The sequence below is a fragment of the Candidatus Pelagibacter sp. PS_16 genome (genome assembly GCF_059417965.1).
Window position 1 is genome coordinate 45,439 of record NZ_CM182074.1, and the last position, 19,907, is coordinate 65,345.

Consider the following 19,907-nt stretch of genomic DNA (forward strand, 5'->3'; position numbering starts at 1 on the left):
ATGAAGTTTTTCGAAACTTCTAAATATTTTTCATTAAAAAAATCGACCTACATCAATCTAAGATGGATTGCTATTATTGGCCAACTTATAACAGTTAATGTTATTTATTTTGTTTTTGATTTTAGATTTAATCTAATTCTAGAAAATTCAATAATTTTGATTGGAGCGCTAAGCAATCTTTATTTAATCTATATTAACAAAAACACACAACTGTCAGATAAAACAGCATTTCTTTTTTTATCTATTGATATTTTACAACTGAGTTGTTTGATTTATTTAACAGGTGGAATTATAAATCCTTTTTCAATTTTTTTGATTATCCCAGCTATATTTTCCTCATCTAATTTAGGTTTTAGGAGCAATTTATTGTTAGTCAGCTTCACAGTTTTAGTGATTATTTTTCTTACTTTTTTTAATCAACCTTTGCCCTATCCAATTAAAGAACATTTTCACGTAGACAGCTATTATTACTATTCAATTCCAATCGCATTAATTATTGCTTTAATTTTTTTAAATTATTTTGCCTTAACCTTTGGATCAGAATCTAGAATAAGGAAAGAGGCACTAAATAAAATGGAAGAAATCATGTCAAAAGAACATGAGCTATTATCATTAGGAGGGCAGGCTGCTGCCGCTGCACATTCATTAGGTACACCGTTTTCAACAATGAAGATTATCTCCACTGATTTATTGAAGCGATTTAAAGATAATGAAGATGTTAAAAAAGATATTGAGTTATTATCCAGTCAATTAGAGAGATGTAGTGAAATTTTAAAAAAATTAACATTAAACCCAATAATCGAAGATAATTTTATTGATCGTGATTTAACAATGGCAGAATACGTGAGTGAAATAGTCAAATCATTCCAAGAAACAAGTAAAAAAGATTTTATTGTAAATTATGATCAAAATTCAAATCCACTAAATATAACTAAATCAATAGAAATTGTTTATGGACTAAGAAATTTTATTGGTAATGCAAATAAGTTTTCTGAAAATAAGATTTTTATTAATATAAAAAGTGATAGTGATTTCACAGAAATTATGATTGAAGATGATGGTGAGGGGTACCCAAAAGATGTTTTGAGTAAAATTGGAGAGCCTTATATTAAATCTTTTAAGTCTTCAATAAAATCTAAATCTGGATTAGGTCTTGGAATTTTTATAGGCAAAACTTTACTTGAAAAAAATTATGCAAATATTTTATGCAGAAATTCCCAAACAAGAAGTGGGGCTGAAGTAAGTATTAAATGGAAAAATGAAGATCTTTTAAAACTTTAATGTAGTTTTTTTTTATTTTCAAATAAGCCACTCAATTGTGAAACCATAACATCTCCAAGTTCATGCACATCTGTTATTTTAATAGCTTTATTGTAATATCTAGAAACATCATGCCCAATACCGATAGCTAAAATTTCAACGTCACTCTTAGTTTCTATAAATTTAACCATTTTTTTTAAATGTTTTTCTAAAAAATCTCCTGAATTAACTGATAAAGTTGAGTCGTCAACTGGGGCACCATCTGAAATAACCATCAGTATTTTCCTTTCTTCTTTTCTTTTTTTAATTCTATTATAGGCCCACGAAATAGCTTCCCCATCAATATTTTCTTTTAATAATCCTTCTTTAAGCATTAAGCCTATATTGTTTTTTGCCTGTCTCCACTGTGTGTCTGCACCTTTATAAATTATATGTCTTAAATCATTTAATCTTCCAGGATTTTTTGGCTTATCATTTTTAGTCCAAGCTTCTCTGCTTTTACCACCTTTCCAATTTTTTGTAGTAAAGCCTAAAACCTCTACTTTCACTGAGCATCTTTCTAAGGTTCTAGATAATATATCTGCACAAAGTGCAGCAATTGTTATTGGCCGACCTCTCATGGAACCAGAATTGTCTATTAACAAAGTTACGATTGTGTCCTTAAAATCAAGATCTTTTTCTTTCATAAAAGATAAAGAATTATAAGGATCCATAATTATTCTAGTTAATTTTGAGCTATCTAATAAACCTTCTTCTAAGTCAAACTCCCATGCTCTATTTTGTTTTGCAAGGAGCTGCCTTTGTAGTTTGTTAGCAAGCTTAGTAATTAAATCTTGAAACCCGACAAGTTGTTGGTCTAAATTTTTTCTTAATTTTTGTGTTTCTTTTATATCTTCTAATATTTCAGCTTTTGCAATTTCATCAAATTCTGTGGTGAATACTTTGTAATCTTGATCAATATTATCAACATTTGTTTTTTGTAAAACGCTTTCTGCACTCTCTTTTAAAGAATCTGAGTCTTCTAATTGCTCTTCCATCTGCTGGTCGCTTAGATCAAAGCCAGCATCTAAACTACTCTGGCTATCATCTTGTTTATTTTCTTCCTCTTTGTCATCAGACTGGCCGTCATTATCGTTCTCTGATTTATTGTCTTGCTCATTTTCTTGTTCATCGTTTTCTTCATTATTTTCTTCATTATTTGAAGCAAAGACATCCATATTCTCTAAAATTTCTGAAAATTTTAAACTATAATTATTTTGATCTTCCAAATTTTTACTTAAAAAATCAAAATGCTTATCAATAGATTCGTCAAATTCTTTCTTCCAAAAATCTAACATTTTTGTAGACACATCATTGAGTTCTAATTTAAAGAATTTGTTTAACATATATAATTCAAAAGCTTCATTCACAGGAACATCTTCTTTATTTTTTAATTGTTCTTTATGATTAGAAAGTATTTTTTGGTTGTAATTTTCACTTAAATTTTTTCCAACACCTTTAAGCATTTTGCTGCCAAGAAGCTCATACCTGATTTTTTCGGCAATATTATATAAAGATTTACAAGAAGGATTATTAGGTAGGTTTTTATTAAATATTTCTTTATTTGAAAATTTTTTCTTTAAGGCACCAGAGTCAGTTTCTGCTCTTAGTTTAACAAAATCATTTTTATTTGATAAATTGGTTATATCAAAAAAATTAGTTTTTTTATTACTTAAATCTTTATCTAATTTTTTAACATCTAATTTATAATCTTCGGAAATTACTTTAGCTGTAGAAATTAATGCTTGTTTAAATTGCTCTTTAAAATTGTTTTCTTTTGAGCTCATTTAGATCTGAATATTAACCATCGACTCTGGTAATTCCTCTCCAAAGCATCTCTGATAATATTCAGCTATTGTATTTTTTTCTATATCGTCACACTTATTCAAAAAAGTGACCCTAAAAGCATAACCTGTGTCTTTGAAAATTTCAGCATTTTCAGCCCAATGAAGTACCGTCCTTGGACTCATTACAGTTGATATATCTCCAGCTATAAAGCCCTTTCTAGTTAAAGATGCAACTTTAATCATGTTAGAGACTTTTTCTTTACCTTTTGGGTTGTTTAAATTTTTATTTTTAGCAAGAACGATTTCCATTTCTCTATCAAGACTAAGATAATTTAAAGATGTTACAATATTCCATCTATCCATCTGCCCTTGGTTAATTTGTTGAGTACCATGGTACAATCCTGTTGTATCCCCTAGACCAACTGTATTTGAAGTCGCAAATAATCTAAAAAATTTATTTTGTTTTATAACTTTATTTTTATCTAAAAGAGTGAAATTACCTTCAGCTTCCAACACCCTTTGAATAACAAACATCACGTCTGGTCTTCCTGCATCATACTCATCAAAAACAAGTGCAACAGGGTTTTGAATGGACCAAGGTAAAATACCTTCTTTAAACTCAGTAATCTGTTTTCCATCTTTTACAACAATTGCATCTTTTCCAATAAGATCAATTCTACTTACATGACTGTCTAAATTTACTCTAATACAAGGCCAGTTTAATCTAGCTGCGATTTGTTCAATGTGAGTAGACTTTCCTGTACCATGATAACCTTGAACCAAGACACGTTTATTAAAAGCAAAACCTGATATGATAGCAAGGGTAGTATCTCTATCAAACTTATAATTTTTATCTATTTCGGGAACGTATTCACTTCTTTTAGAGAAAGCGTCAACTTCCATATCTGAGTCAATTCCAAAACTTTGCTTTAAAGATATTTTAATGTCTGGCTGTATGTTTAAATTAGGTGTCAATTTTTTCCTTATAAGTATTTTTTAGCTGAGTATAAGCTAAAGTAATTAATTTAAGTTTTTCTTCGTATTCTTTATTTCCCAAATTAATATCAGGGTGAAATTTTTTGACAAGAGTTTTGAACTGATCTTGTATTTGTTCCCATTTTTGGCCAACTGAAACACCCAGAATACTAAAAGCTTTAATATCATTAGCATCAAATTTGAATTGATTCATGTGGTTATATTCACCTCTAAGTTTGGTTTTATCAAATTCATCTTTTAACGTATTGTTCCACAGAACTTTAAAAAAATTATCTGAAGAGCCAAAGCTTTGAGTGGGTTTATGCCAGGTCATGTCAGACTTTAAAAAATCAAATACCTGCTCATCATCCATTCCTTTAAAATAATTCCAATTTTTATTAAATTCTTTAACATGAGCTAAGCAAAGCAATCTGTAGCGTTTGCTATTATCTTTCTCAATTGGTGCCTTATATTCACCAGTATCAAAGCAATTATTCCAATCACAAATATTTTTCATGCTGTATAGTAATAAATTATTATTTATGAATATAAACGAATTAATTAAAATTGTTAAAAATAAACTTGAAGCAAAAATTATTATACAAGATCTTAAAATCGAAGATAAAAGTTTTTTACATAAAAATCATAAAGGAAATCAAGAAGGAATGTTCCATCTAAAATTAATTATTAAATCTGAAGAGCTTAAAAAATTAAATAAGATAAAATCAACCAAGAAAATCTATAATATTTTAGAGTATGAGCTGAAAGAACACATACATTCTATCCAAATACTACTTAGTTAATTCTTTTTTTAAAAAGAGATTAATAGTTTTTTCATTAAACTGTAATTTGTAAACTGGAGAACCTATTCTTTTAAGCAAAACTAGACTAATTTTCTTTGTATTATTTTTTTTATCTTTTTTCATAAAAGATAAAATTGTATTTAAATTTTTTATTGAAAAGAATTTATTAATATCTCTTGGAAGATTTAGGTCATTTAAGTGACCATCAATTAATTCAAATTCTTTTTTATTTAAAATTTTATTTAATAAACTAAATCTAGCAGCAGTTTTAACACCGAGGATAACTGCTTCACCATGATTTAACTTTGCTGAATAACGCAGTGTTGCTTCAAAGGCATGAGCGAAGGTATGTCCAAAATTTAGTATTTTTCTTATACCTAATTCTTTTTCGTCAGCTTCAACTACTTTTTTTTTAATCAAGCAGCTTTGATGAATAGCCGCTTGTATAAAGGGACTTTTTAATTGGATAATTTTTTTTCCATTTTTATCTAAAAAATAAAAAAATTTTTTTCCATTAATAAGTGAGTGTTTTAAAATTTCACCATAGCCACATACAACTTCTCTTTTTGGTAAATAGTTTAAAAAGTTAGTATCTGATATAACTAGACTAGGTTGATAAAATGAGCCAATTAAGTTTTTACCATATTTGGTGTTTACACCTGTTTTGCCTCCGATTGATGAGTCGACCTGTGAAAGTAGTGTAGTTGGTATATTTACAAACTTTAAGCCTCGCTTAAAAGTGCTTGCTGCAAAGCCTGATACATCACCAGTAATACCACCACCAATAGAAATTAAACAATCATTTCTATTAAAACTTTTTTTTAAAAGAATTGATGTGATTTCATTGACACTTTTTAGATTTTTATTTTTTTCACTCGCATTAAAATAATGAATTGAAACAGATCCTTTTGGCAAAGATTTTAAAGTATCTTTTACTAAATTTCTTGGAATATTTTTGTCAATTACTAGAAGACATTGATTAAAATCAATAGAATTTTCTTTCAAAAATTTATTTATTTTTTTTAAAATATTATTTCCAATAATAATTGAATATTGTTGACTGTTGGTGTTAACTTTTAATTTAATTAAGCTCATATGTTTTTATTATTGTTTTAACTATTTCACTTTTTGTTAATTTATTACAGTTTATTTTAAAATTAGCTTTTGAATATACTTTCTTTCTTTTATTAATAATGGCTTTAATTTCAAGATCAGTTGAATTTGAGGCTAAGGGTCTTTTTTTACTACCTTTAATTCTTTTAATTAAAATTAAATCATCCCAATCGAGCCAAAAAGAAAAATGATTTTTTAAAATATCTTTTCTTATCTTGTCATTAATAAAACTGCCCCCACCTAAAGAAACAACAACTTTTTTATGTTTTAAAGACTTAATAGTTATTTTTTCTTCTAAATTTCTAAAGTATGCCTCGCCATTTACTTTAAATATTTCTGAGATGGTCTTACCAGCATGTTCTTCAATTAAATTGTCTATATCAATGAATGGAATATTCAATTTTTTGGAAACCATAGCCCCAATAGAAGATTTGCCTGACCCCATCATACCTAAAAAAACGAGGTTTTTATTTGAATTCATAAGCTTTCTTTATTGAAAAAACACAAATATGTCTTAATTTGAAATTACTAAAGAATATATGCAATTTTCAAAAAACACAAGTAATCGGAGTAGTAAAAGTTTATTAATCAAAATAGTATTTGTGTTAATTATTTTTATTGGAGCCATAGTACTACTTGGTAAAATTGAATTTCCATCTCCAAATAAAGACATTGAAAAAATCATCCCTAATGAAAAACTTAAAATTGTTAAGTAAAAACTATTTTTTAGTTATATTATTTTCTTTATTTTTTGGTTTTGCAACCAACTCACAAGAACCAGTGGATATCTGGGAAGTGGGAGAAAAAAAACCTAAAGAAAACTTAATCTTAATAGAAGATGAATTGGAAAAAAATATTCCCCAGAATAGTATTTATGATATGCAATCCCAAAAAGAAGTGGAATTAAGCATAGAAGAAACGCAAACTTTAATTTCAAAAGAAAAAAAATTAATCGGAATTTATGACCCTGCAGAAAATGGGTTGGATATTAATATGTGGTCCAATTCTAATGGAGATCAAATTTTAAATATCTTTAAAAGAATAGATAAATTGGAACTTTCAAGAGATGCTGCAGAGATTTTAGATGTTTTATTATTAACAAATGCACATTATCCAGAAATGAATATTTCAAAAGAACAATTTTTAGAAATTAAATCAAAGTGGCTTATTAAGCGCTCAAACTTTGACTTGATTGAAAAATATTTATTAAATAATGAGATTATTAATGAGCATCCAAAACTTACCAAACATTTAGTAGATCATTATTTGTCTCAATCAGATGTTGAAAAAGCTTGTGAAATTTTTTCTAAAATTAATGAACCGATACAAGATTTATATTTATCTAAATTCAACATTTATTGCTTAATTAATAATAATAAAAGAGATGAAGCTCAATTGCTTATCGATCTTCAATTAGAATTAGGCATTGCAGATAAGTTTTTTAATAAAAAAATTGATTATTTAATGGGGTATAATACAGAACCAGCAACAGAAGTTTCAGAAAAAACAATTTTAGATTTCCATTTATCTCACAGAACGAACCCAGAATTTAAATTTGAACCAAAAAATACTACATCCAGGCAAATATGGAAATATCTATCAACTTCAAATCTATTAGATGATATCAGTGATATTGAGCTTACAGATATAGAGAAAATTACGAGCATTGAAAAAGCAACACATGAGGGAAATTATGCAGAAAAAGAATTATTTGAACTTTATAAGAGATTTCAATTTAATATTAATCAATTATTAAATATTAAAGAATCAACAAAAGTACTCTCAAAAACAGAAACAAGAGCGCTTATTTATCAAGGAATTTTAATTACTACTGAAATTGAGAATAAGTTACAGTTAATGAACGCCCTCAAAAATTCTTTCAAGAATGACGGTATTGAAAATGCATTTAATATAGAATTAAAAAATTTTTTAAAAGATATAGAAGAGAACAAGGTGCCTTCAAATTTTACAACATTTTATCAAAATAATTTAGGTAATGAAGAGACAGAACAAGCAAATATTAAAATAAATAATAAAATTTTACATCAATCAAAATTAATAAATTATTTAAAATTAGAAAAATCTAAAAATGATCCCACAAAAGATATAAATGATTTCTTAAAAAAGATAAAAAAAGATAAAAAATATTTTTTTTCTAAAAAAGATGTAATTTTAGTTGAGACCTTCAAGTCCGATGGTGTCAAGATTTTAGATAAGTATGATGATTTATACCAAATAAACGATTCAGAAATACCATCTGATATTCAAATATTTGTTAACAGCGGTGATATGGCTGCTGCATTGCTTAGAATTGTTGAGGTTATAGGGCAGGACAGCTTAAATGCTATTGATGAGGATACGTTATACTTTATTATAAGCACACTTAATCAGCTAAATGCGGATCCACTAAGAAATAAAATACTCTTTAAAGTTCTTCCTTTAAAAGTTTAAAATTTATACTAAAATAATCAACCATAATGTCAGTTAAACCAATTTTAACAGAACCAAATAAACTATTAAGGCAGATTTCTAAACCAGTTGAAAATGTTGGTGATGAAGAAAGAAGACTTATGGATGATATGTTGGATACTATGTATGCAGCACCGGGAATAGGTCTTGCAGCAATTCAAATAGGGGTACCAAAAAGAATTATAGTAATGGATATAAGTAGAGATGAAGACAAAAAGGAGCCAAGATATTTTGTTAATCCAGTAATCAAAAATAAAAATGATATAATGTCAAAATATGAAGAGGGTTGTTTGTCAGTTCCTGATCAGTTTGCTGAAATAGAAAGACCAAATGAATGTAAAGTTGAATATTTAGATTACAATGGAAAAAAACAATTATTAAAAGCAGATGGATTATTGGCTACTTGTATTCAACATGAAATGGATCACTTAGAAGGAGTTTTGTTTATAGATTATTTATCTAAATTAAAAAAATCTATGATAATTAAAAAACTCTCTAAGATTAAGTCGAATAGAATAATCGTTTAAATGACAAAGAAAATTGTCTTCATGGGTACACCATTTTTTGCTGTACCAATTTTAAAATCTTTATATGAAAAAAATTATATAATACCTGCTGTATATACACAGCCACCAAAAAAATCTCAAAGAGGTCAAAAGATAAATAAGTCGCCAATACAAATTGTAGCAGAAGATTATAATATGGATTGTAGAACACCAGACACATTAAAAGCAAATAAAGAAGAATATGAATATTTAAAACAACTAGATTTAGATTTGGTAATTGTTGTGGCCTATGGTCAAATAATACCCAAACAATATTTAAATCTTGCCAAAAAAGGTTTTATAAATATTCACGCCTCCCTTCTGCCAAAGTGGAGAGGTGCTGCACCCATTCAAAGGTCTATTATGAATTTAGAGAAAGAAACAGGAATTAGTATTATGAAAATAGGAGAAAAACTTGATACTGGTCCAGTTGGCAATAGTTATAGAATAAAAATTAAAGATAGTGATAATGCAGAAACAATATCAACTAAACTCTCAATTTTAGCTTCAGAAAAAATCATAGAAAATGTAGAAAATATATTTGAAGATAAATTAACATTTAAAGAACAAGATGAGACAAGCGCAACCTATGCTTCTAAAATTGAAAAATCAGAGGGTGAAATTAAGTGGAATGATAATGCAGAAAGTATTATTGGAAAAATAAACGGATTATACCCAAGCCCTGGGGCCTTTTTTATTTTTAATGATGAAAGATACAAAATTTTAAAAGCAGAATTAGGAAATAAAAGTGGTGAGATAGGTGAAGTAATGTCCAGTGATTTAGAAATTAGCTGCGGTAACCAAAAATCTATCAAAATTATTGAAATTCAAAGACAAGGAAAAAAGCCCCAAAATATTAAAGAATTTGTTCTTGGTTCTCAAATTACAAAAGGCTCAAGAATAACAAATGTTTAGATATCAAGTCTTAATAGAATATATAGGAACTAATTTTGTTGGTTGGCAAATACAATCTAAAGGAAAATCAATTCAAAAAGAAATACAAGTCAAGTTATCAAAATTTTTAAAAGAAAAAGTGGTTTTGATAGGATCTGGAAGAACAGACGCAGGCGTTCATGCAATAGAGCAGTCAGCCCATTTTGATAGCAAAAAAGAAATTCAAAATTTAGATAAGTTATTAAAATCAATTAATCATTTTATAAATGATAAAGGTATTTCTGTTTTAGCAATTAAAAAAAGAAGTCTAAAATTTCATGCACGACATTCTGCCAAACAAAGAATTTATAAATATATAATTTTTAATAGATTAAGTAAGCCTTCTCTTGAAAAAGAAAGAGGTTGGCACATAATCAAAAAATTAGATATTGAGTTAATGAAAAAAGGGGCAAAAAAACTTTTAGGTACTAAAGATTTTTCTACTTTTAGAGCATCAAGCTGTAATGCAAAAAGTCCAATCAAAACTATGAAATCTGTTAAGATTAAATCAAAAGATGGAAGAATTGAAATACAATTTAAATCTCAATCATTTTTACAACAACAAGTACGATCAATGGTAGGTAGTTTAAAATACTTAGCTGAAAATAAATGGGATTTAAAAAAATTTGAATTTGTTATTAAATCAAAAAAAAGAATTCTTTGTGCACCACCAGCACCTGCTGAGGGATTATTTTTAGAAAAAGTTATTTACTAGTTTTTTGTCGGCCAATGCTAAATTTTTTATTAATTCTCCATCTAGATTCTGCTCTAACAATATAGCCACAACAATTTTTTGACTTACATTTGCATGGAAATTGTTTGTAATCTTCATCATAGCCAAAACCATAATCGGCTGTAATTTCTTCACCTTTTTTAATATCTTTTATAGCAACCACCCATAACTTTAAACCTGTCCCGTTATAATCGCAATTATTAGAACAAGAGTGATTTATTAAACGTGCTGTGTTCCAAGAAACATCTCCATCCAAGTCATATTTTTTATTCAAATTAAATAAATATATGGGCTTTGCATTATCAAACTTTTGTGATTCTTCTGTTTGTTTCTTAGTGATAATTTTACCCACATAATCAATAATTCTAGTACCTTTTTTGATATCTTTTGCAGCATATAGGCCACGGCCTTTTTTATCGATGTCAGATTTTTTAATTTTGTAAAGTTTCATTGTGAGTTCTTTAATGCGTATTGAGAAATTATCAATTAAATTCTAGTAAAGCTTTTACATGCATCTCAGTGCTTTCTTGAAGTGCTTGTAGATCGTATCCACCTTCTAAAATTGACACTACTTTTCCATCACAATATTGTTTTGATAACTCGAGTGTTCTTTTGGTAATACTATAAAAATCTTTTGACTCTAATTGAAGTTGTGCCAATGGATCATCTTTATGAGCATCAAACCCTGCAGAAAGCAAGATAAATTCAGGTTTAAACTCTTTAATTTTATTAAGTACAAATTCATAAGCATTTAAATACTCTTCAGAAGTTGTTCCTGCTGGTAAAGGAATATTTAATATATTGTTATGTTTTCCTTTTTCATCTTTAGTGCCTGAGCCTGGGTAATAAGGGTATTGATGAGTAGAAATATATAAAACTTTTTCATTATCATAAAAAATATCTTGAGTGCCGTTTCCATGATGCACATCAAAATCAATAATTGCTATTTTTTTAAGTTTATATTTATTTATAAGATAATTGGCTCCAACAGCGACATTGTTATAAATGCAAAAACCCATAGCTTTATTTTTCTCTGCATGATGCCCTGGAGGTCTAACGGCACAAAAAGCATTTTTAAAATCTTTATTTTGAACACCATCAATAGCTGTTATGATTGAACCTACGGCATCTGATGTGGCATCCTTACTCCCAGGGGAGACTATTGTATCTCCATCTAAAAAAGATAATCCTTTTTCAGGAAAAGATTTTTCTACAAAATTTATATAATCAGAATTGTGTGTTATTTCTAAAAGTGATCGGTCAAATTTTGAAGGTTTTTTCCAAACTAAATCTTTATTATCTAACTTTTTAAAGTTATCGATAACTACTGTAACTCTATCAATTTTCTCTGGATGACCGTCGCCTGTATTATGATTTTGATAAGTGCCAGAGGTTATTAAACCAGTTTTCATTTAAAATAATTTTCTAAAATATTATAATATATTTTAGTCAATTTTTTTAGATCTGAAATAGACACTGCCTCATCTACTTTGTGCATAGTTTTACCTACTAGACCAAATTCTAAACATGGAGCAATTTTTCTAATAAATCTTGCATCAGAAGTTCCACCGGTTGTAGACAATTGAGGTTTAATTTTTGTAATTTTTTTTATTACATCTTGAATCATATAAGTTGTTTTATTAGGCTTAGTTAAAAAAGCTTCACCTGATACACGGTATTCAACTTTAAAATTAGATTTATCTTTTTTAGTAATTTTTTTGAAAATTTTATTCAATCTATTCTTTAAGCTAGAAGACGTATGTTTATTATTAAATCTTATGTTAAAGGTAGCTCTTGCATGGCCTGGAATAACATTATCAGCTGTATTATTGATATTAATTTTAGTTACCTCTAAATTTGTAGGCTGAAAGTCTTTTGTTCCTTTATCAAATTTTATTTCTTTTATTTCATTTAGTATTTTTATTAATGAAGTCGATGGATTTTTAGCACGATGAGGATATGCAACATGACCTTGAGTTCCAATTATCGTTAATTCAACATTAATACTTCCTCTTCTACCTATTTTAATCATTTCACCAAGTTTATTAGGGTTTGTTGGCTCACCAACTAAGCAAAAATCTATTTTTTCTTTTTTCTTTTTTAAGTAATCAACTACTTTTTTAGTACCATTAATTGCAACACCTTCTTCATCACCAGTAATTAATAAACTAATTGATCCATTAATTTTTTTATTAGTTAATACATAGTTGTTTACAGCAACAACCCAGCTTGCAATTGCACTTTTCATATCATTAGCACCTCTACCAATAAGATGATTTTTTTTAATAGTTGGACTAAAAGGTTTAATCGTCCAATCTTGTATATTTCCGGGAGGTACTACATCTAAGTGACCAGCAAACATAAAGTTTGGTTGAGTATTACCCAATCTTGCATATAGGTTTTTAACTGGTTTAGATTTTTTATCTTTAAACTCTAAAATCTTACATTTAAATCCAATAGTAGTTAATTTTTTAGCTAAGAATTTCATTACCCCAGCATCAATTGGTGTAATGCTTGGAAATCTTATTAGCTCTTTAGCTAATGTGATTTCATTATAAGTTGGCATTTAGTCTCTTAATAAGTCGTTAATAGAAGTTTTAGATCTAGTTTTTTCATCAACTTGTTTAATAATTACTGCACAATATAAAGCAGGACCTTTACCATCTTTACTAGGAATGCTACCTGGAACTATTACTGAGTATGGTGGAATTTTTCCATAGATTACTTCACCAGTTTCTCGATAAACAATTTTTGTAGATTGACCAATAAATACACCCATAGATAATACAGATCCTTCTCCAACAATTACTCCTTCAACTATTTCTGAACGAGCTCCAATAAAGCAATTGTCTTCGATGATAGTAGGGTTAGCTTGCATTGGCTCTAATACACCTCCAATTCCAGCACCACCTGATATGTGACAGTTCTTTCCTATTTGTGCACAAGACCCTACAGAAGCCCAAGTGTCCACCATAGTTCCTTCATCTACATAAGCTCCAATATTTACAAAGCAAGGCATTAGTACTGCATTCTTTCCAATAAAAGATCCTTTTCTAACTGGAGAATTTGGAACCATTCTAAAACCAGCTTTTATATGATCTTCCTTAGTCCAATTTGCTGTTTTACCTTTTAATAAATGAGATTTATCATACCAACTACTATACGGGCCGCTTAATGAATCCATATCATGAGTTCTAAAACTTAACATTATTGCTTTTTTAACCCACTGATTAACTACCCACTCATTGCCATTTTTTTCAGCAACTCTTAGCTCACCTTTATCAACAAGTTCAATTGTTTGGTTGATAGCATCTAATATAGATTTATCAGATTGACCATTTATGGAATCTTTATTTTCCCAAGCTGTATTAATAATGCTTTCAAATTCTTTCATAGTTTTATTTTATCTTTAGTAGGTTAGTTTTATTGTGCTTTTAATATATTAATTTCTTGAAGAAAAGAAGGCAAGTTCTTAATCTTATAATCAATATATGGTTTATCGGCATCTTTTTTTGCAAATACTTCATCATTCTCAAGCCAACAAGTTTTCATTCCTAAATTTTTCGCTTGTTCTAAATTATGAGCAATATCTTCGATTAATATTGATTTTGTTGGATCAAGCTCAAATTTTTCTACTATCTTTTTATAAGGTTCAATTTTTGGTTTTGGAATAAAATTAGCATCAACAATATCAAACGCTCCATCAAACAAACCATCTATACCTAGTTGTTTAGTTACATTTTCAACATGAGCGTGAGAACCATTAGTAAAAATATATTTCTTTTCTTTTATTTTAATTAATTCTTCTCTTAATATCTCATCTTTAGGAAGCCAGCTAATATCAATATCATGAACAAATTCCAAAAATTCATGTGGATCAATTTTATCGTGACTCATTAATCCAGATAATGTCGTTCCATATTCATAGAAGTATTTTTTTTGAATTTCTCTTGCTTTAATTAAATCGACATTAAATTTCTTTGAAATAAAAGAAGACATCTTTTTATCAACTTCAGAAAAAACCTTTGTTTGTCCAGAATACAAAGTATTATCTAAGTCGAATAGCCAGTATTTAGTATCAATTAAATTTTTCATTCTCTAATTAAAGTTCCTGAACCTTTATCAGATAATAGTTCAAAAAGGAGTGAGTGATTTTTTCTTCCATCAATTATTACAACTGCCTTAACTCCATTACTTGCAACATCTAGACAATTCTTAATTTTAGGTATCATTCCACCAGAAATTACTTCTTGATCAATTAATTCATTAGCTTTTTTAGAATTAATTTCAGGGATTAGTTTTTTTTCACTGTCTAATACGCCCTCAACATCACTAATAATCATTAATCTTCTAGCTTTTAGTTCAATTGCAATCGATCCTGCAGTAGTATCTGCATTTATATTAAAGGTCTGATTATCTTTATCCAAACCTAAGGGTGCAATGACTGGTACTTTGTTTGCTTTTATTATTTCAGTTAAGAACTCTTTGTTAATCCCAGTAGGCCTTCCCACAAATCCAAGGTCTTTGTTTTCTTGTACGACAGTAATTATATTATTTTCTTTTGAGGTAATTCTTTTTGCTTTGCAATCTAACTCATTTAAAGCTTCAACAATCTCTTTATTAAATTCGATTAATACATCCTCAACTATGTTGATCGTATCTTTATCAGTAACTCTTAGTCCGTTAATAAAATTGCTTTTAATATTAACTTCTAAAAGCTTACTATTAATTCTTTTTCCACCTCCATGAACAATTATAGGATTGAAACCAAGTTTTTTTAAAACGACTACATCTTCAATAAAAACTTTAAATAATTTTGGATCAACTAAAACACTGCCACCACACTTAATGATAATAAATTCATCATTATATTTTTCTAAATATTTTTTTACTTCTTCAACTGTTGGGCCATCTTTGGGTAAGATATTTATTAATTCTTCTTCTCTTAACGATGACATTTATGTTGTTTTGATAGTCATTTTTCTTTGAACAATATATTGTTGTATCATTGTGAAGATGTTGTTGAAGCTCCAGTAGATAACAAGACCTGCAGGAAATGGTGCAAGAATTACAGTTAAAAAAACTGGGAAAAACATAAATATTTTAGCCTGTATAGGATCTGGTGGCGTTGGGTTTAGTTTCTGCTGTATCCACATTGTGATACCCATAATGATAGGCCACGCACCTATTAATAAGAAAGAAGGTGGATCCCAAGGAATTAAACCAAAAACATTGAATAAAGATGTTGGATCTCTATCACTTAAGTCATGTATCCATCCATAAAATGGCATGTGTCTCATTTCAATGGTTACAAATAATACTTTATATAGCGCAAAGAAAACAGGAATCTGAACCAGAATAGGAAGACAACCACTCATTGGATTAACTTTTTCTTTTTTATAAAGAGCCATCATTGCTTGTTGCAATTTCATTTTGTCATCCTTGTGTAACTCTTTTAGACGAGCCATTTCAGGTGCTAATAACTTCATTTTTCCCATAGACTTAAAACTAAAATTGGCAAGAGGAAAGAATGCCAATCTAATGCAAATAGTGACAGCAATAATTGCTAAACCGTAATTACCAAGTAATTTAAAGAAGTAATCTAATACAAAGAACAAAGGTTTTGTGATGAAGTACATAAAGCCCCAATCAATCGCTAGATCAAATTTGTTGATATCTAAATTTTCAGCATAACCATCAATTACATTTACTCTTTTAGCAGCAACTATAATTTGAATTTTTTCTTCAATGGAACTGTTTGCTTTAACCTCAATACCTTTGGTAGATATGTAATTTGCTCTGAATTTATTTTTATAGTCAAAAGTTGTTTTAAACTCCTTACCTTTTGGCGGTATAACTGATGTAACCCAAAATTTATCTGAAATAGCAACAAATCCTTCTTGCGCGATTTGAGTAAATTTTTTATCCTGGATATCGTCGTAATCTTCCTCAATTAATTCATCATCAAGTACAGATAAAAACCCTTCATGCAAAATATAAAAGCCAGATATCTCTGGTATCTCATTTCTAATTATTTGCCCATAGGAGTAAAAATTATAGGATTTATCTGATGAGTTAATTATTTTTTCTTTTACAGTAAATAAAAATTGATCATCTAGACTTATATGTTTCTCAAATGTGATCCCTTGAGTATTACTCCATGTTAGTTTTATAGGATTATTATTGGTTAACCTCTTATTTCCGGTAATTTCCCAGACAGTAGAAGCATCAGGTATATCAATATTTTTGTTAGTACTTACAAAGCCACTTTCAACTAAATAACCATCTTCAACATTTCTTGGATTTAATAAGATTATTTTTTCATTTTTATTAAGTTCGACATTATATTCTTTAAAAGTTAAATCATCTATTGCTGCACCCTTTAAAGAAATTGACCCAACAACACTTCCATTTTCAAATTGAATTCTATCATTTTCTTTTAAAGCATCTGTTCTTGAAAGTTTCGAAAAATTTTCATTTTTATCTAAGCTTGGAGTATCTGTATTATTTTCAATTTTATTTTGTTCAGCTAGATTTTGTTTAATAGTTGCAGGGTCAGGCTGAAAAAAAAGAGAGTATAAAACAATTACTGCTGCTGATAAGGATATTGCTGCAATTACGTTTTTAGTATCCATTATTTCTTAGCCTTTAATTCTTTATTTACTGGATCAAATCCTTCACCACCACCTAACATTTTAATGGGGTGGCATGAAAATATTCTTTTAGTGCTTTTTGATATCCCTTTAATGAGCCCATATGTTCTTAAACATTCAATTGTATACTCTGAGCAAGTTGGAAGATATCTACACGAAGGAGTTAAGTAGGGGCTAATAACCATTTTATAAAATTTGATCAGGCCAATTAAAATGTTTGATATAATATTCATTACTTAATCTTTTCTATGTCTTGGAATAAAGTATCTTTTATTATCGCATATTCATTGTTTAGCATAGTTATTTTCGCAATCACAAGGTAAGAATAATTAAAGTTTATAGACACTTTTTTTATAGCTTCGTTCATTATATTTCTTAATCTTCTTTTAATTTTATTTCTCTTTACAGCACTACGGATTAGTTTTTTTTTAGCTACAAAGCTAATATTTAGTTTTTTATTATCTTTATCTGCAAGAGGACCAAAAAAGAGAGTGATATATTTATTTGAGATTTTTTTTTTCTTAAGTAAATTTTTAAAATCTTCGTTTTTAGAAAGAGCAACAATTTTGCTTTTCATTTATTTTGAACTATTTACCCTGAGGTTTTTTTTGAGTGGATGACACTGTAAGGTTTTTACGTCCCTTATCACGTCTTCTCTTAATAAGTTTCTTCCCACCTTTAGTTGCCATCTTTGATCTGAAGCCATGCTTCTTAAGACGTTTTCCAACTTTGGGCTGATATGTTCTTTTCATAGGATTTATTTAAGTTTTTTTAAATTTCGCCCTTTATAGTAATTATATGTATAAATAGCAAATAGAAGATTTTATAATACGACCAATAAATTATGGAAAAATCAAAAAAAGTTAAGATAACTTTAGGTTTATTTTATCTTCTAGTTGTTTCATCATTTTTATACTTTTTTTTATCAAAATTCACCCTCGAAGAATTAACAAGCTATGAATTTATTAAAAACAATAGAGATTATTTTTTTGGATTAAAACAAACTAATTTATTTTTAATTTCTTTAATATTTTTAACAGCCACAATTATCTGGGTTGTGATGGCTGGATTTGGTTTGCCAGTTGCACTCTTAGCAGGGTTTATTTTTGGCAAGTGGCTTGGAACGATTATTCTAATAATTGGAATGACTATTGGTGCAACAATTTTATACATCATTGGAAATTATTTTTTTAAAGAAATTATTAAAGAAAAGTTTTTAAATAGATTTAAAAATCTAGAAGTAAAATTTAAAAAATCAGAATTTATTTATCTTTTAGCTTATAGATTTATTGGAGGCATTCCTTTTGCATTATCAAATGTGTTACCTTGTATTTTTAATGTTAGAGTGAGTAATTTTTTTTGGGCAACATTAATAGGATTAACTCCACCACTATTTTTAGTTGTTTCAATTGGAAGTGGACTTGAAAAAATCATAGAACAAAACTTAGAAGCTCCTAGAATCATTGATTTAATATATTCACCAGATATCTACATTCCAATGATTGCTTTTGGAGCTTTATTAGTAGCTGCAATTGTTGCTAGAAAAATATTCTACAAAAAATAATCTGGTGCCCCCACCAAGAATCGAACTTGAAATTTATCCTTACCATGGACATGTTATGCCATTTAACTATAGGGGCTAATTTGTTATTTTATTGAAGTATTTCTATAATAAATCATTTTTTCAAAAAATTGCCTTAATTTTTTTCATATAATGATTTATACCTACGGAGGAAATTTTATGGGCATTCATTACGATTATAAATCTACTAAAGGCAATAAGCTTATGGAGAAGCAGGCAAAGAGAGAAAAAAAGCTTGCTGAAAAAAAAGCAAAACGTGAAGCTAAAGAGGGACCAAAAGTTCAAGAAGAACCAGAGAAAACTTTAGATGCATCAAAGCCTATCACTTTAGATTTTTTAACTAATCCAGACAAATAATGAATGATAAAGAAAAAAATGAGAAGTTAAGTCTGGCTCTTAGAAAAAATTTAAAAAAAAGAAAAATTTTTCAAAAAAAAAATAAGAAGAAAAGTAAATAATGTCAGTACTTTCTGATAAATCTATAAAGAAGTTAGCAGTTGAGCAGTCAATGATTTCTCCTTTTATAGATAAGCAAGTCAGGGATGGTAAAATTTCTTATGGACTTAGTTCATTTGGCTATGATGCAAGAGTAGGAGATGAATTTAAGATATTTCATAATGTTAATTCTTCTATCGTTGACCCTAAGGAGTTTAGTTCAGATAATTTTGTAACCAAAAAAAGCTCTGATTATATTATCATTCCTCCTAATTCTTTCGCTCTTGGAACTACTATTGAAGTCTTTAAAATACCAAGAGATATTATGTGTATTGTTGTTGGTAAGAGCACATATGCAAGAACAGGAATCATAGTTAATGTAACTCCAATTGAATCTGAGTTTTTTGGAACAGTTACTCTTGAGTTTTCTAATACCACACCGCTACCTGCAAAAATTTATGCAAATGAAGGTGTTGCACAATTTTTATTTCTAAAAGGAGATCAGTCTCCTGAAACTTCATATGCTGACCGTAAAGGAAAATATATGGGTCAAACTGGAGTAACTTTACCAAAAGTATAA

The 19,907-nt window shown here is 28.3% G+C and carries 24 protein-coding genes and 1 tRNA gene; 9 read left to right on the forward strand and 16 right to left on the reverse strand.

Annotation, left to right across the window (positions count from 1 at the left end):
* Complete coding sequence (locus tag AC5SL0_RS00210; protein WP_494618281.1) at positions 1–1,281, forward strand: ActS/PrrB/RegB family redox-sensitive histidine kinase; 1,281 nt, start codon at positions 1–3, stop codon at positions 1,279–1,281.
* On the opposite strand, the gene AC5SL0_RS00215 is transcribed toward AC5SL0_RS00210, so the two are convergent.
* From AC5SL0_RS00215 to AC5SL0_RS00225, 3 genes are read right to left on the reverse strand one after another with little or no spacing between them, the layout of a single operon-like run.
* On the reverse strand, positions 1,278–3,086 hold the full coding sequence (locus AC5SL0_RS00215; RefSeq protein WP_494618282.1) for a cobaltochelatase CobT-related protein: 1,809 nt from the start codon (positions 3,084–3,086) through the stop codon (positions 1,278–1,280). The two genes, AC5SL0_RS00210 and AC5SL0_RS00215, sit on opposite strands and share 4 nt — an antisense overlap.
* Complete coding sequence (gene cobS, locus AC5SL0_RS00220) at positions 3,087–4,061, reverse strand: cobaltochelatase subunit CobS (RefSeq protein ID WP_494618284.1); 975 nt, start codon at positions 4,059–4,061, stop codon at positions 3,087–3,089.
* The gene (locus AC5SL0_RS00225; RefSeq protein ID WP_494618286.1) at positions 4,051–4,578 is read right to left on the reverse strand and encodes a J domain-containing protein; all 528 of its coding nucleotides are present in this window, start codon (positions 4,576–4,578) and stop codon (positions 4,051–4,053) included. Before AC5SL0_RS00225 ends, cobS begins: the two co-directional genes overlap by 11 nt.
* A 25-nt stretch (positions 4,579–4,603) precedes the next feature.
* Here AC5SL0_RS00225 and AC5SL0_RS00230 point away from each other — a divergent pair, with 25 nt between their 5' ends.
* Positions 4,604–4,864: a BolA/IbaG family iron-sulfur metabolism protein gene (locus tag AC5SL0_RS00230; protein ID WP_494618287.1), complete on the forward strand. Its 261-nt coding sequence runs from the start codon at positions 4,604–4,606 to the stop codon at positions 4,862–4,864.
* Here the strand turns inward: AC5SL0_RS00230 and aroB are convergent.
* Together aroB and AC5SL0_RS00240 are read right to left on the reverse strand one after the other, a co-directional pair.
* Complete coding sequence (gene aroB, locus AC5SL0_RS00235; RefSeq protein ID WP_494618289.1) at positions 4,853–5,959, reverse strand: 3-dehydroquinate synthase; 1,107 nt, start codon at positions 5,957–5,959, stop codon at positions 4,853–4,855. The two genes, AC5SL0_RS00230 and aroB, sit on opposite strands and share 12 nt — an antisense overlap.
* Entirely contained in the window at positions 5,946–6,458 is a 513-nt protein-coding gene (locus AC5SL0_RS00240; RefSeq protein WP_018413774.1) for a shikimate kinase, read from the reverse strand. The genes aroB and AC5SL0_RS00240 overlap by 14 nt, the downstream gene beginning before the upstream one ends.
* Before the next feature lie 209 nt (positions 6,459–6,667).
* Between AC5SL0_RS00240 and AC5SL0_RS00245 the strand changes: the two genes are divergently transcribed.
* Genes AC5SL0_RS00245 through truA form a run of 4 tightly spaced genes read left to right on the forward strand, consistent with a single transcriptional unit; the run spans position 6,668 to position 10,639 of the window.
* Entirely contained in the window at positions 6,668–8,428 is a 1,761-nt protein-coding gene (locus AC5SL0_RS00245) for a hypothetical protein (protein ID WP_494618291.1), read from the forward strand.
* A 26-nt stretch (positions 8,429–8,454) separates the two neighbouring features.
* Entirely contained in the window at positions 8,455–8,973 is a 519-nt protein-coding gene (gene def / locus AC5SL0_RS00250) for a peptide deformylase (RefSeq protein ID WP_018413777.1), read from the forward strand.
* A complete protein-coding gene (gene fmt, locus AC5SL0_RS00255) occupies positions 8,974–9,906 on the forward strand; it encodes a methionyl-tRNA formyltransferase (protein WP_494618293.1) in 933 nt (310 codons plus the stop codon).
* The gene (gene truA / locus AC5SL0_RS00260; protein ID WP_027306798.1) at positions 9,899–10,639 is read left to right on the forward strand and encodes a tRNA pseudouridine(38-40) synthase TruA; all 741 of its coding nucleotides are present in this window, start codon (positions 9,899–9,901) and stop codon (positions 10,637–10,639) included. Before fmt ends, truA begins: the two co-directional genes overlap by 8 nt.
* Here truA and AC5SL0_RS00265 read toward each other — a convergent pair.
* From AC5SL0_RS00265 to rpmH, 10 genes are read right to left on the reverse strand one after another with little or no spacing between them, the layout of a single operon-like run.
* Entirely contained in the window at positions 10,629–11,108 is a 480-nt protein-coding gene (locus tag AC5SL0_RS00265; protein ID WP_006997444.1) for an SET domain-containing protein, read from the reverse strand. The two genes, truA and AC5SL0_RS00265, sit on opposite strands and share 11 nt — an antisense overlap.
* Before the next feature lie 31 nt (positions 11,109–11,139).
* Complete coding sequence (locus AC5SL0_RS00270) at positions 11,140–12,069, reverse strand: histone deacetylase family protein (RefSeq protein WP_006997443.1); 930 nt, start codon at positions 12,067–12,069, stop codon at positions 11,140–11,142.
* Positions 12,066–13,223 (reverse strand): succinyl-diaminopimelate desuccinylase, encoded by a 1,158-nt coding sequence (dapE, locus tag AC5SL0_RS00275; protein ID WP_494618295.1) that lies wholly within the window; start codon positions 13,221–13,223, stop codon positions 12,066–12,068. The genes AC5SL0_RS00270 and dapE overlap by 4 nt, the downstream gene beginning before the upstream one ends.
* A complete protein-coding gene (dapD, locus tag AC5SL0_RS00280; protein WP_006997441.1) occupies positions 13,224–14,051 on the reverse strand; it encodes a 2,3,4,5-tetrahydropyridine-2,6-dicarboxylate N-succinyltransferase in 828 nt (275 codons plus the stop codon).
* A gap of 29 nt (positions 14,052–14,080) precedes the next feature.
* Positions 14,081–14,752, reverse strand: a complete 672-nt coding sequence (locus AC5SL0_RS00285) for a pyrimidine 5'-nucleotidase (RefSeq protein ID WP_271480464.1) — start codon at positions 14,750–14,752, stop codon at positions 14,081–14,083.
* A complete protein-coding gene (gene argB / locus AC5SL0_RS00290) occupies positions 14,749–15,615 on the reverse strand; it encodes an acetylglutamate kinase (RefSeq protein WP_011281731.1) in 867 nt (288 codons plus the stop codon). Before argB ends, AC5SL0_RS00285 begins: the two co-directional genes overlap by 4 nt.
* Entirely contained in the window at positions 15,616–17,292 is a 1,677-nt protein-coding gene (gene yidC, locus AC5SL0_RS00295) for a membrane protein insertase YidC (protein ID WP_271564457.1), read from the reverse strand.
* Positions 17,292–17,543: a membrane protein insertion efficiency factor YidD gene (gene yidD, locus AC5SL0_RS00300; RefSeq protein ID WP_020169032.1), complete on the reverse strand. Its 252-nt coding sequence runs from the start codon at positions 17,541–17,543 to the stop codon at positions 17,292–17,294. The genes yidC and yidD overlap by 1 nt, the downstream gene beginning before the upstream one ends.
* Positions 17,543–17,887 carry a ribonuclease P protein component gene (gene rnpA / locus AC5SL0_RS00305; protein WP_011281733.1) on the reverse strand — a complete coding sequence of 115 codons (345 nt, stop codon included), beginning with the start codon at positions 17,885–17,887 and terminating at the stop codon, positions 17,543–17,545. The genes yidD and rnpA overlap by 1 nt, the downstream gene beginning before the upstream one ends.
* A 10-nt stretch (positions 17,888–17,897) precedes the next feature.
* Positions 17,898–18,062, reverse strand: coding sequence for a 50S ribosomal protein L34 (rpmH, locus tag AC5SL0_RS00310; protein WP_006997435.1), 165 nt, complete (start codon positions 18,060–18,062; stop codon positions 17,898–17,900).
* 92 nt (positions 18,063–18,154) lie between these two features.
* Here rpmH and AC5SL0_RS00315 point away from each other — a divergent pair, with 92 nt between their 5' ends.
* Positions 18,155–18,874, forward strand: coding sequence for a TVP38/TMEM64 family protein (locus AC5SL0_RS00315; protein ID WP_011281734.1), 720 nt, complete (start codon positions 18,155–18,157; stop codon positions 18,872–18,874).
* A gap of 2 nt (positions 18,875–18,876) precedes the next feature.
* On the opposite strand, the gene AC5SL0_RS00320 is transcribed toward AC5SL0_RS00315, so the two are convergent.
* Positions 18,877–18,950, reverse strand: a tRNA-Thr gene (locus AC5SL0_RS00320).
* 101 nt (positions 18,951–19,051) lie between these two features.
* Here AC5SL0_RS00320 and AC5SL0_RS00325 point away from each other — a divergent pair.
* Positions 19,052–19,249: a hypothetical protein gene (locus AC5SL0_RS00325; protein WP_006997433.1), complete on the forward strand. Its 198-nt coding sequence runs from the start codon at positions 19,052–19,054 to the stop codon at positions 19,247–19,249.
* A gap of 100 nt (positions 19,250–19,349) precedes the next feature.
* Positions 19,350–19,907 (forward strand): dCTP deaminase, encoded by a 558-nt coding sequence (gene dcd / locus AC5SL0_RS00330; protein ID WP_494618298.1) that lies wholly within the window; start codon positions 19,350–19,352, stop codon positions 19,905–19,907.